The sequence below is a fragment of the Blastococcus sp. TML/C7B genome, assembly GCF_016612845.1.
In the GTDB taxonomy this organism is placed as follows: domain Bacteria; phylum Actinomycetota; class Actinomycetes; order Mycobacteriales; family Geodermatophilaceae; genus Blastococcus.
In genome coordinates, this window is record NZ_JAEOAA010000002.1 from 624,789 (window position 1) to 636,995 (window position 12,207).

The 12,207-nt window shown below is 75.4% G+C and carries 11 protein-coding genes and 1 pseudogene; 3 read left to right on the top strand and 9 right to left on the bottom strand.

Annotated features, from left to right (window positions below):
• The first annotated feature begins 21 nt into the window (after positions 1-21).
• Positions 22-453 carry a CBS domain-containing protein gene (locus JKP76_RS15885; RefSeq protein WP_200491870.1) on the top strand — a complete coding sequence of 144 codons (432 nt, stop codon included), beginning with the start codon at positions 22-24 and terminating at the stop codon, positions 451-453.
• Here the strand turns inward: JKP76_RS15885 and JKP76_RS15890 are convergent.
• On the bottom strand, positions 450-1,799 hold the full coding sequence (locus JKP76_RS15890; RefSeq protein WP_200491871.1) for an ATP-binding protein: 1,350 nt from the start codon (positions 1,797-1,799) through the stop codon (positions 450-452). The genes JKP76_RS15885 and JKP76_RS15890 overlap by 4 nt on opposite strands.
• Entirely contained in the window at positions 1,796-3,436 is a 1,641-nt protein-coding gene (locus JKP76_RS15895) for an FAD-dependent oxidoreductase (protein WP_200491872.1), read from the bottom strand. Before JKP76_RS15895 ends, JKP76_RS15890 begins: the two co-directional genes overlap by 4 nt.
• 249 nt (positions 3,437-3,685) lie before the next feature.
• Here JKP76_RS15895 and JKP76_RS15900 point away from each other — a divergent pair, with 249 nt between their 5' ends.
• On the top strand, positions 3,686-4,555 hold the full coding sequence (locus JKP76_RS15900; RefSeq protein ID WP_200491873.1) for an endonuclease domain-containing protein: 870 nt from the start codon (positions 3,686-3,688) through the stop codon (positions 4,553-4,555).
• A gap of 103 nt (positions 4,556-4,658) precedes the next feature.
• On the opposite strand, the gene JKP76_RS15905 is transcribed toward JKP76_RS15900, so the two are convergent.
• From JKP76_RS15905 to JKP76_RS15925, 6 genes and pseudogenes are all read right to left on the bottom strand, one after another.
• Complete coding sequence (locus JKP76_RS15905; RefSeq protein ID WP_200491874.1) at positions 4,659-5,747, bottom strand: alanine--glyoxylate aminotransferase family protein; 1,089 nt, start codon at positions 5,745-5,747, stop codon at positions 4,659-4,661.
• Positions 5,744-7,489 (bottom strand): aspartate--tRNA ligase, encoded by a 1,746-nt coding sequence (gene aspS / locus JKP76_RS15910; RefSeq protein ID WP_200491875.1) that lies wholly within the window; start codon positions 7,487-7,489, stop codon positions 5,744-5,746. The genes JKP76_RS15905 and aspS overlap by 4 nt, the downstream gene beginning before the upstream one ends.
• A 25-nt stretch (positions 7,490-7,514) precedes the next feature.
• On the bottom strand, positions 7,515-8,504 hold the full coding sequence (locus tag JKP76_RS15915; protein WP_242471976.1) for an aldo/keto reductase: 990 nt from the start codon (positions 8,502-8,504) through the stop codon (positions 7,515-7,517).
• Positions 8,501-9,157 (bottom strand): His/Gly/Thr/Pro-type tRNA ligase C-terminal domain-containing protein, encoded by a 657-nt coding sequence (locus JKP76_RS21405; RefSeq protein WP_309233014.1) that lies wholly within the window; start codon positions 9,155-9,157, stop codon positions 8,501-8,503. The genes JKP76_RS15915 and JKP76_RS21405 overlap by 4 nt, the downstream gene beginning before the upstream one ends.
• Before the next feature lie 169 nt (positions 9,158-9,326).
• A pseudogene (locus JKP76_RS21410) lies at positions 9,327-9,674 on the bottom strand (ATP phosphoribosyltransferase regulatory subunit); the annotation flags it as partial.
• A gap of 93 nt (positions 9,675-9,767) precedes the next feature.
• Positions 9,768-10,451, bottom strand: coding sequence for an MBL fold metallo-hydrolase (locus JKP76_RS15925; RefSeq protein ID WP_200491876.1), 684 nt, complete (start codon positions 10,449-10,451; stop codon positions 9,768-9,770).
• A gap of 165 nt (positions 10,452-10,616) precedes the next feature.
• On the opposite strand from JKP76_RS15925, the gene JKP76_RS15930 reads away from it, so the two are divergent.
• Positions 10,617-11,393 (top strand): peptidylprolyl isomerase, encoded by a 777-nt coding sequence (locus tag JKP76_RS15930; protein WP_200491877.1) that lies wholly within the window; start codon positions 10,617-10,619, stop codon positions 11,391-11,393.
• Between the two features lie 106 nt (positions 11,394-11,499).
• Here the strand turns inward: JKP76_RS15930 and JKP76_RS23010 are convergent, their stop codons facing one another.
• The gene (locus tag JKP76_RS23010; protein ID WP_304504741.1) at positions 11,500-12,192 is read right to left on the bottom strand and encodes an ACT domain-containing protein; all 693 of its coding nucleotides are present in this window, start codon (positions 12,190-12,192) and stop codon (positions 11,500-11,502) included.
• Positions 12,193-12,207 lie beyond the last annotated feature (15 nt).

Sequence of the window (12,207 nt, forward strand, 5' to 3'; positions counted from 1 at the left end):
GACGACGACGAGGAGCCCGGCATGACCCCCACCCCCGACCCCGTGGTGCGCGACGTCATGCGCTCGGCGATGACGACGGTGGAGCGCACGGCGCACGTCGCCGCGGCCGCGTACCTGATGAAGCGGTCGCACGACAACGTGCTCGTGGTGCTCACCGACGGCGCCTCCCGGGTGCCGGCCACCCTGGTCTGCGACGGCGACGTCACCCAGGCCGTCGCCGACGGGCGCGACCTCGAGCAGACCCGGCTGGTGGACCTGGAGCTGCCGGAGATGGTCGGGCTGGCCCCGGACACCCCCGTGCCCGAGGCGGCCGAGCGGATGCTGCGGGTCTCCGCCGCCTACGCCCCGGTCGTGGAGGACGGGGTGCTCGTCGGCCTGGTGGACCTCGCCGCGCTGTGCCGCGGGCTGCTCGCCGGGCGACGGCAGGACCGGCTGGCGGAGGCGGTGCCCTAGGCCGGGCCGTCGTCGCCCCGGGGCAGCACGACGCGGGCGCGGGTGACGCCGTCGGCCGAGCCGAGCGTCAGCTCGCCGTGGTGCTGCTGGGCGACCACCGCCAGCGACGTCGTCAGGCCCAGGCCCGTGCCGATGCCGACGCCCTTGGTGGTGAAGAAGGCGTCGAAGACGCGGTCGGCGACCTCCGGCGGCACCGGCGGGCCGGTGTTCTCGACGTCGACGACGACCCGGTCGCCGGCGCTCGAGGTGCGGACGGTGATCGTGCCCTCCTTCCCCACCGCGGCGACCGCGTTGTCGAGCAGGTTGATCCAGACCAGGGCGAGGTCCGCCGGTCGCCCGCGGACCACGCGGGCGTCGGGGGCGAACTCGCGCACCACCTGCACCCCGGGCGGGAGCTTGTGCCGGAGCAGGACCAGCGCCTGGTCGAGGCCGGCGTGCAGGTCGACCTCGGTGAGCCCCTGGTCGGCGGAGTAGGCCAGGGGGCGGAACCCGGTGACGATGCGGGACAGGTGCTCGGCACCGGTCGCCAGCTCCTCCAGCAGGTCGTCGGCCTCGCGCAGGCGCAGGAACCGCCGCACCTCGGTGGCGCGCCGCTCCGCCGGGAGCGCCTGGAGCGCCGCCTCCAGAGCGGGCGCGGCGACGCCGGCCGCGGCCAGCTGCTGGGCCGCCGCCCGGCCCAGGCCCGGGGCCGCGCGCGCCAGCACGCCGGCCAGGGCGGTGGCGGCGTCGGCCCGGTCCAGGGCGTCCGCGGGCGGCGGCCCGGCCAGCCCGTGCAGCGGGCCGGGCGCGGCGTCCTCCGCGAGCAGCGCCCGGAGCCGGCCGGCGCTGCGCCGGACCGCCGCGGCCGGGTTGTTGATCTCGTGCAGCAGGCCGGCGGAGAGCGCGCCCAGCGCGGCCATCCGCTCGCGCTGCCGGAGCAGCGCCTCCTCCCGGGCCAGCCGGCGGGCGGTGGCCTGGAGCAGCGCCCGCGCGGAGTGCGGGTGGGCCAGCAGCCGGTCCAGGGCGTCGACGTCGATCCGCTGCACCCGGGCCGCGGTGCGCGCCCGCACCGTCGCCGACCGCGGCACCCGCTGCAGCACGCCCAGCTCGCCCAGCAGGTCGCCCCGGGTGCACAGGTTGAGCAGCACCGGCGGGCCGCCCCCGCCGTCCCGGGTGACCTCGACCTGCCCCTCGAGGACGACGATCATCGCGTCCGACGGCGCCCCCTCGGCCATGAGCACCGTGCCCGCGGGCACCTCCAGGGTGCGCCCGCCGGCCGCGAGCTCGGCGAGGTCGGCCTCCGGCAGCTGCGCGAAGATCGTGGAGCTGCGCAGCGCGGCGGCGACGTCGCCGGCCGGGGTGGTCACCGCCCCGCCAGCCGCTCGTGGGCGAAGCTCACCGCCATCGCGCCCTCGCCCACCGCCGAGGCGATCCGCTTCACCGAGCCGGCGCGCACGTCCCCCGCGGCGAACACCCGCGGCACCGAGGTCTCCAGCGGCAGCGGCGGGACCGCCAGCGGCCAGTCCGGCGGCGGGGTGCCGAGGTCGGCGCCGGTGAGCACGAAGCCCCGGGCGTCCCGCCGCACCGCGCCGTCCAGCCAGCCGGTGCGCGGCGCCTGCCCGATGAAGACGAAGACGGCGTCCGCGGGCACCTCGTGCTCCTCGGTGCCGCTGCGCAGCCGGAGGGCCTCCAGCCGGTGCCCACCGACGGCTCCGGCGACCTCCGTCCGGGGCACGACCGTGATCCGGTCGGAGGCCTCGATCCGGTCGGTCAGGTAGCGCGACATGGTGGTCGCCAGGTCCGGGCCGCGGACCAGGATCGTCACCTCGGCGGCGAAGGCTGCGAGGAAGAGCGCGGCCTGACCGGCGGAGTTGCCGCCGCCCACCACGAACACCCGGCCGCCCTCGTGGTCGGCGGCCTCCGCGCGGCCGGCGCCGTAGTAGACGCCCCGGCCGGTCAGCTCGGCGGCGCCCGGGACGTCGAGGGTTCGGTAGCTCACGCCGGAGGCGACGACGAGGGCCGCGGCGCTCACCTCCCCGCCGTCGGCCAGGGTGACCACCGAGTACGGGTCGGCGCGCACCAGCCCGACCGCCTCCGTCGGCACCAGCATCTCCGCCCCGAAGCGGGTCGCCTGCTCGCGGGCGCGCAGGGTGAGGTCGGCGCCGGAGAGCCCGACCGGGAAGCCGAGGTAGTTCTCGATCCGGCTCGTGGTGCCCGCCTGCCCTCCCGGGGCGCTGCACTCCAGCAGCAGGGTGGTCAGCCCCTCGGAGGCGCCGTAGACGGCCGCGGCCAGCCCGGCCGGGCCGGCGCCGGCGATGACCAGGTCGTAGGCGTCCCGCTCGGCCCGCACGTGCAGCCCGATGCGGGCGGCGATGTCGTGCAGGTCGGGGCGGGTCAGCACCTCGCCGTCGTCGAGCACCAGGACGGGCAGCTCGCCGGCGCCGGTGCCGGCCAGGTCGAGCAGCTCGCGGGCCTGCGGGTCGGACTCGACGTCCAGCCAGCGGTAGGGCACCAGGTTGCGGGCGAGGAACTGGCGCAGCTCGTGCGAGTCGGGCGACCAGCGGTCGCCGATCAGCCGCAGGTTCGCCGTCGGCGCCGGCCGCCGCCAGGTCTCCAGCAGGTCGTCCAGCACCGGGTAGAGCCGGTCCTCCGGCGGGTCCCAGGGCTTGAGCAGGTAGTGCTCCACGCCGGCGTCGTTGATCGCCCGGATGGCGGCATCGGTGTCGGCGTAGGCGGTGAGCAGCACCCGCCGCGCGTCCGGGTACACCCGCCGGGACGCGGTGAGCAGGTCGGTGCCGGTCATCCCGGGCATCCGCTGGTCGACCAGCAGCAGGGCGACCGGCTCCTCGCGCAGCCGCAGCCGGCGCAGCAGGTCCAGCGCCTGCTCCCCGGAGCCCGCCGTCATCACCTGGTACCGCTCGGCGTACCGGTCGCGCAGGTCCCGCTCGACCGCGGCGAGGACCGGCGCGTCGTCGTCCACGGCCAGGAGCACCGGCAGGCCCATGCGCGGACGCTACGCCCGGGCTCCGGCACTGACCAGCGGCTCCGCCCTCGGGCCCGACCCCACTTCTCCCCGCCGTCCGCCTCCCCGCCGATCGCCCCCGGCCGACTGCTGAGTTGCTGCCGCCGACACGCACCGACGCGCCGCGGGCGACGACCGCACGTCCGCACTCGACGATCCACAGGCAGCCGCGTCGTCCACGGATCGCGCACGCCGGCCCCGCCCGGGGAATGCGCTGGCGACGCTGCGCTGATGGATCCCGTGGAGCTGCCCGTCGTCTACACGCGCGTGCAGGTGGCGACGGCCGGGATGACCCGGGCCCAGCTCCGGGACGACGGCGCGCGGGCCACCCGCGGGGCCTACGTCTCCAGAGCGGTCGCGTTCTCGCTCCCGAACGTCTGCGCGGCCGTGGCCGAGGTGCTGCCGCCCGGGGCAGCGTTCTCCCACGGGACGGCCGCCGGGCTCCTCGGCGCGCCCGTCCGGCACGCGTTCCCCCTGCACGTGAGCGTCCCGCCCGGTGTGGCCCGACCGCAGCGGCTGCGGATCCGGTCGCACGTCCGCCGGCTCGACGAGGACGACGTCGATCGGGCGTTCGGCCTGCCCGTGACCAGCGGCGCGCAGACCTGGCTGGACCTGGCACCCGTCCTGCCCCGTGGGGAGCTCGTCGCGGTCGGTGATGCGCTGTACCGAGGCGGACACCTCGACGCGGCCCGCGTGGACGCGCGGCTCCGGCGAGCCGGCGGGGTGCGCGGCGTCGTCGCCGCCCGGCACCTCGCGCCGCTGCTCACCCCGCTGGCGGCGTCCCGGCCGGAGAGCCTCGTCCGTTACGCGGTGGTCAGCGCGGGCCTCCCTGCGCCCGAGGTGCAGCACCCGATCGTCGACAGGTGGGGCCGGGAGGTGGCGCACGCCGACCTCGGATGGGCGCGGTGGAAGATCGCCCTGGAGTACGAGGGCCGTCAGCACGCCGAGCGCGAGCAGTTCGGCCGCGACGTCGACCGCTACTCGCTGATGGCCGCCGACGGCTGGCTCGTGCTCCGCTTCGCCGGCCGGCACCTGGGGCGGCTGGACGCCGTCGTGGAGCGCGCGGCTCGGGCGCTGCGCAGCCGCGGAGCCACCTGGTGAGGCCGACTGCTGAGTTGCGGTCGTCGACGCGCGCCGACACGCCGCCGCGAACGACCACAAGTCAGCACTCGGCGCTGGAGCGGGCCCTCGCGGACGGGGCGGGTCAGCGGGCGAGGACGTCGGTGAGCGCGGCGAGGACGAGGGCGACGCGGTCGGGGGCGGCGTTGGGGCCCATGAGACCGATCCGCCACACCGAGGCCGCATAGGGGCCCGCGCCGGCGCCGATCTCGAGGTCGTAGCGCTCGAGCAGCTCCTTCCGCACGGCCGCCGAGTCCACGCCGTCGGGCACCTTCACCGTGGTGAGCTCGGGCAGCCGGTGGCCCTCCGCGGCGAACAGCTCCAGGCCCAGCCCGGCCAGTCCCTCGTGCAGCAGGCGGCCGGCCTCGGCGTGGCGGGCGTGCACGGCGTGCAGCCCCTCCTCGAGGATCCGGCCGAGCCCCGCGTGCAGCGACACGACCATGCCGGTCGGCGCGGTGTGGTGGTACGTGCGCCCACCGCCGGCCGCCTCACCCGCGTAGCCGCCGAGCAGCCCGAGGTCGAGGTACCAGCTCTGCGGCTTCTCGATCCGCCGCTCCCACGCCCGGTCGGAGATGGTGAACGGCGCCAGGCCCGGGGGGACGCCGAGGCACTTCTGCGAACCCGAGTACGCGAGGTCGACCCCCCACTCGTCCAGCCGCACCGGCACCCCGCCCAGCGAGGTCACGCAGTCGGCCAGCAGCAGGGCGTCGCCCTTCCCGGCGGCCAGCGGTCGGAGGTCGGAGAGCACCCCGGTGGAGGTCTCCGCGTGCACCGCGGCGATCAGCTTCGGGGAGGGGTGCGCGGCCAGCACGCGCTCGGCGTCGACCGGCTGCCCCCACTCGTGCTCGACGGCGACCACCTCGGCGCCGCAGCGGGAGGCGACCTCCACCATGCGCTGCCCGAACAACCCGTTCACCGCGACGACGACGACGTCGCCCGGGCCCACCGTGTTGACGAACGCCGCCTCCATGCCCGCGGAGCCGGTCGCCGACAGCGGCAGCGTGCGCCGGTTCGCCGTCCCGAAGACCTGCCGCAGCCGGTCCGAGGTCTCGTCGAGCACCTGGAGGAACAGCGGGTCGAGGTGCCCCAGCAGCGGATACCCGAGCGCGGCCTGGGCCTCCGGGTAGGGGTTGGACGGGCCGGGTCCGAGCAGGGTGCGGGCGCGCAGGCTCATGACGGGTCGGCCTCCGCGGGCTCCTCGGGCTTGGCGTCGATGCCCGCCTCCGCGCGCTGGGCGTCGCTGATCGGCGTCGGCGCCCCGGTCAGCGGGTCGAAGCCGGCACCGGTCTTCGGGAAGGCGATCACCTCGCGGATCGAGTCGACCCCGGTGAGCAGCGCGGTGAGCCGGTCCCACCCGAGCGCGGCGCCGGCGTGCGGCGGCGGGCCGTAGGCGAACGCCTCGAGGAAGAACCCGAACCGCTCGCGGGCCTCCTCGCGGGACATGCCGAGGGTCTCGAACACCCGCTCCTGCAGGTCGGCGTCGTGGATGCGCACGGAGCCGCTCATGACCTCGTTGCCGTTGATCACCATGTCGTAGGCGTCGGACAGCGCCGCGCCCTTGTCCTCGGCGAACCGGTCCCGCCACTCCGGGGTGGGCGAGGTGAACGGGTGGTGCATGAAGGTCCAGTCGCCGTCCTCGGTCTCCTCGAACATCGGGAAGTCGACGACGAAGAGGAACGACCACGAGCCGGGCTCGATGAGCTCCAGCCGCTTGGCGATCTCGTTGCGCGCGGCGCCCAGCAGCTCCTGCGCGGTGCGGCGGGCGCCGGCGGCGAAGAAGACGCAGTCGCCCGGCTTCGCGCCGACGGCGGCGACCAGGCCCTCGCGCTCGCCGTCGGAGATGTTCTTGGCGACCGGCCCGCCGAGCGTGCCGTCCTCGGCGATGGTCACGTAGGCCAGCCCGCGGGCACCCCGCGACTTGGCCCAGTCCTGCCACGCGTCGAACGCCCGCCGCGGCTGCGACCCGCCGCCGGGCATGACGACCGCGCCGACGTAGGGCGCCTGGAAGACGCGGAACGGGGTGTCGGCGAAGTAGGAGGTCAGCTCGGTCAGCTCGACGCCGAAGCGCAGGTCGGGCTTGTCGGAGCCGAACCGGTCCATGGCCTCGCGGTAGGTCATCCGCGGGATCTCCGGGACGTCGTAGGACGCCAGCTCGCGCCACAGCGCCCGGACCACGTCCTCGGCCACGGCCAGCACGTCGTCGCGCTCGACGAAGCTCATCTCGAAGTCCAGCTGGGTGAACTCCGGCTGCCGGTCGGCGCGGAAGTCCTCGTCCCGGAAGCAGCGGGCGATCTGGTAGTAGCGCTCCAGCCCGCCGATCATCAGCAGCTGCTTGAACAGCTGGGGCGACTGCGGCAGCGCGTACCACTTGCCCTGCTGCAGCCGGACCGGGACGACGAAGTCGCGCGCGCCCTCGGGCGTCGAGCGGGTGAGCGACGGCGTCTCCACCTCGGCGAAGCCGTGCTCGTGCATGACGGCGCGGGCGACCCGGCTGACCTCCGAGCGCAGCCGCATCGCCTTCGCCGGGCCCTGCCGGCGCAGGTCGAGGTAGCGGTACTTGTAGCGGACGTCGTCCGACGCGGCCTGGTCGCTCTCGATCGGGAAGGGCAGCGGCGCCGACGACGACAGCACCTCGAGCGACGTCGTCGCCACCTCGATCTCGCCGGTGGGCAGCTCGGGGTTCTCGTTGCCCTCGGGACGGCGGCGCACCTCGCCGGTGACGAGCACGCAGTACTCGTTGCGCAGGTGGTGCGCCTCCTCCTCGCGGACGACGACCTGCACGTAGCCGGACGCGTCGCGCAGGTCGAGGAAGACCACGCCACCGTGGTCGCGGCGACGGGCGACCCAGCCGGCGAGGGTGACGGTGCTGCCGGCGTCGGCTGCCCGGAGGGCGCCGGCGTCGTGGGTGCGGAGCAAGGGGGTGCCTTTCGAGTGGGGGTGGTTACCAGCGGTCGTGGACGTGCGCGCGGATGCGCTCGTCGTACAGCCGCTCGAGGTCGGCGAGCTGGGTTGCGGTCAGGGGCGGCAGCGCGGCGGCGGCGACGTTGCCGCGCACCTGCGCGACGTTGCGCGCCCCGGGGATGACGGCGGTGACGCCGGGCTGGTCGATCACCCAGCGCAGCGCGAAGGCCGCGGTGTCGGTGTCGCCGGCGATGGCGGCGACCTCGCGGGCGGCGGCGACACCCACGTCGAAGGGCACGCCGGCGAAGGTCTCGCCGACGTCGAAGGCCTCGCCGTTGCGGTTGAAGCTGCGGTGGTCGTCGGCGGCGAACGTCGTCGACTCGTCGTACGTGCCGGTGAGCAGCCCGCTGGCCAGGGGCACGCGGGCCAGCACGCCGACGCCGGCACGACGGGCGGCGGGCAGCAGTTCCTCCAGCGGCTTGCGCCGGAAGACGTTGAGGATCACCTGGATCGTGGCCACGCCCGGGTGCTGCAGCGCGGTGAGCCCCTCGGCGACGGTCTCCACGCTCACCCCGTACGCGGCGATCGCGCCGTCCTCGACGAAGGAGTCCAGCGCGTCGTAGACCCGCTGGTCGGAGTAGACGGCCGGCGGCGGGCAGTGCAGCTGCACCAGGTCCAAGGTGTCGACGCCGAGGTTGCGGCGCGACCGGTCGATCCACGCGCGCAGGTTCTCCGGCGTGTACTGGGCCGCCTCGAACGGGTCGGCGCGGCGGCCGGCCTTGGTCGCGACGACCGGCCGGTCCGAGCGGGTCGCCAGCGCCTGCCGGATCCGCTCCTCGGAACGCCCGTCGCCGTACACGTCCGCGGTGTCCAGCAGCGTGACGCCGGAGTCGAGCGCGGCGTCCAGCACGGCGGCGGCGTCGTCCGCGGAGACGTCGCCCCAGTCGCCGCCCAGCTGCCAGGTGCCCAGGCCGACGACGCCGACCTCGGCGCCGGTACGGCCCAGCGGCCGCTGCTCCATGCTCGTCATGCCCCCACCGTCGCACGCTGGAGCGCGTCGAACAGCTCGGCGACGGGGACGGCGGTCTGCTCCCCGGTGGCCATGTCCTTGAGCTGGCCGACGCCCTCGGCGAGGTCGCGCTCGCCGATGACGACGACGTGCGAGGCCCCCGAGCGGTCGGCGGCCTTCATCGCGCCCTTGAGCCCGCGGTCGCCGTAGACGGTGTCCGCCGCGACCCCGGCCTGCCGCAGCTGCCCGATCAGCCGGACCGCCAGGCGCTTGGCCTCGGCACCGAGCGGCACCACGAAGGCCTGCACGCCGGCGGTCGCTCCGATGTCGAGCCCCTCGGCCTGCACCGCGAGCAGGGTGCGGTCCACGCCGACGGCGTAGCCGATGCCCGAGAGGTCCGGGCCGCCGAGCGCGGCGGAGAGCCCGTCGTAGCGGCCACCGCCGCCGATCGCGGACTGCGCACCCAGCCCGTTGTGCACGAACTCGAACGTGGTCTTCGTGTAGTAGTCCAGCCCGCGCACCAGTCGCGGCGCCTCGGTCCAGCTGACGCCGAGGTCGGTCAGGTGCTGGCGGACGGCGTCGTAGTGCGCCTTCGTGGAGTCCGACAGGTGGTCGACCATCAGCGGGGCGTCGTCCAGCTGCGCCTGCACCTCGGGGCGCTTGTCGTCGAGCACCCGCAGCGGGTTGATCTCCGCGCGCCGGCGGGTCTCCTCGTCGAGGTCCAGCCTTCGCGAGGAACTCGACGAGCAGCTCGCGGTACTGCGGGCGGCAGGTGGCGTCGCCCAGCGAGGTCAGCAGCAGCTCGAAGTCGGTGAGCCCCAGGTCGCGGAAACCCTGCACGCCCAGGGCCACGACCTCGGCGTCCAGCGCCGGGTCGTCGACGCCGAGCGCCTCGCAGTCGACCTGGGTGAAGTGCCGGTAGCGGCCGGCCTGCGGGCGCTCGTACCGGAACGCCGAGCCGACCGCCCACACCTTCACCGGCAGGGCGCCGGTGTGCAGCCGGTGCTCGATGAAGGCGCGCATGAGCCCGGCGGTCAGCTCCGGGCGCAGCGTCAGCGAGCGGCCGCCGCGGTCCTCGAAGGTGTACATCTCCTTCGTGACGACGTCGGTCGACTCGCCCACCCCGCGGGAGAAGACCGAGGTCTCCTCGAACACCGGCGTCTCGATGTACCCGTAGCCCGCCGCGCGCAGCGGCGCGGTGAGGGTGTCGCGGACGGCGAGGAAGCGGCGCGGAGTCCGGCGGCAGCGTGTCGAAGGTGCCCTTCGGCGCGGTCAGGCCCGCCATCAGAGCCCCCGCCCCTTCGGCTCGGCGGCGGCCTCGGCCAGGTAGGGGTTGGTGGCCCGCTCGCGACCGATCGTCGTCGCCGGGCCGTGGCCGGGCAGCACGACCGTCGCGTCGTCCAGCGGCAGGACGACGTCGCGCAGCGAGGTGAGCATCGCGTCCCAGGAGCCGCCGGGCAGGTCGACCCGGCCCACCGATCCGGCGAACAGCACGTCACCGGCGAGCAGCCCCGGCGCCTCGCCCAGGTCGAGGGAGAACATGACCGAGCCCTGCGTGTGGCCCGGCGCGTGCCGGACGGTGAGGTCGACGCCGGCCAGCGACAGCACCGCGCCGTCGTCCAGGCGCTTCACGTCGCTCGGGTCGGGCAGCTTCAGCCCCCCGAGCAGCGGGGCGAGCTGCGGGCCGTGCCAGCGCATCGGGTCGGAGATCATGCCGAGGTCGGCCGGGTGCAGGTAGGCGGGGATGTCGTACCCGTCGCACACCGGCAGCACCGAGAAGGTGTGGTCGAGGTGGCCGTGGGTCAGGACGACGGCGACCGGCTTGAGCCCGTCGTCGGCCAGCATGCGGGCCAGCGGCTCGACGGCGTCCATGCCGGGGTCGACGACGACGCACTCCTGGCCGGGGCCGGACGCGACGGCGTAGCAGTTGGTCCCGAAGGCACCGGCGGGGAAGGAGCGGATGAGCACCCGTGCAGGTTACGCGGGCACCCCCGCTCGGGCGGCGTGCCAGGACAGCGGGCATCCAGGGACCCCGCAGGTCCCCCACCTAGACTCCGTCGCTGACCGCGTCGAGCGGCGCCCGTGGTCCGGGCCGCCGCCCCGCCGAGCAGCCGCCCGCCGAGGAGTTCCCCCGTGCCCACGAACAAGCAGCGCCGCGAGGCCGCCCAGCGCCACCTGCAGCGCCAGCTGGAGCGCCGCGCCGAGCTGGCCCAGAAGCGCCGCCGCAACCTGGGCATCGGCCTGGCCGCGCTCGCCGCCGTCGTGGTGGTCCTCGCCGCGCTGGTGATCAGCGGCGTCTTCTCCGGCGACGACGACGCCCCCGAGGCCGCCGCCGACGCGCCCACCTGCGACTACGTCGCCACCGACCCCTCGGTGAACCCGAACCTGACCCACGTCGGGCTGCCCGACGGCGACGTCCCGACCGAGGGCACCCAGGCGCTGACCATGGCGACCAGCGCCGGCGACATCGGCCTCACCCTCGACCGGGCCGGCGCGCCGTGCGCCGCCGCGGCGATCACCTACCTCGCCGAGCAGGGCTTCTTCGACGGCACCGGCTGCCACCGGCTGACCACCAGCCCGGGCCTGCAGGTGCTGCAGTGCGGCGACCCGAGCGAGACCGGTCGCGGCGGCGCGGCCTTCGACTACCCGACCGCGGCCACCGGCGACGAGACCTACCCGCGCGGCACCGTCGCCATGGCCAACTCCGGCCAGGGCTTCGACGGCAGCCAGTTCTTCCTCGTCTACGGCGACAGCCTCGAGGGCAACCCGAACTACACCGTCGTCGGCACCATCGACGAGGCCGGGCTGGGCGTGCTCGACGCCATCGCAGCCAAGGGCGTCGCCGACGGCGGCCAGGACGGCGCCCCCGCCGAGCCGGTCACCATCGAGTCGATGGCCCTCGCCGGCTGACCTCCCGGGGCGTCCTCCCCCACCGCAGCGCGTCCTCCCTCACCGTGCACCACGAGGGAGGACGCGCTGGGATCAGGTCACCTGATCCCAGCGTGGGGTGGCGTCGTCAGGCGGTGACGCGCTCCACGTCGAAGACGCCGTCGACGTTGCGCACCGCCTGCAGCACCGCCCCGAGGTGGGCGGGGTCGGCGAGCTCGAAGGTGAACCGGCTGATCGCGACGCGGTCGCGGCTGGTCTGCACCGACGCGGACAGGATGTTCACCCGCTCGTCGGCCAGCGTCTTGGTGACGTCGGAGAGCAGCCGGTGCCGGTCCAGCGCCTCCACCTGGATGGCGACGAGGAACACCGAGCCCGGCGCGCTGGCCCACTCGACCTCGACCAGCCGCTCGGGCTTGCGCTGCAGGTCGCCGGCGTTGGTGCAGTCGGTGCGGTGCACGCTGACGCCGCCGCCGCGGGTGACGAAGCCCAGGATCTCGTCGCCGGGCACCGGCGTGCAGCACTTGGCCAGCTTGGCCCACACGTCGGTCATACCGTGGACGACGACGCCCGGGTCGCCGGTGCCGGAGCGGCGCGGCGTGGGCCGGTTGGTGGGGATCGCGGTCTCGGCGATGTCCTCGACGGCGCCCTCGGTCCCGCCGAGCGCCGTCATCAGCTTCTCCACGACCGATGCCGCGGAGATCTGGTTCTCCCCCACCGCCGCGTAGAGCGCGGTGACATCGGCGTAGCGGAGGTCCTTGGCCAGCGTGCTCAGCGCCTCGCCGCCCAGCAGCCGCTGCAGCGGCAGGCCGGCCTTGCGCATGGCGCGGGTCAGCGC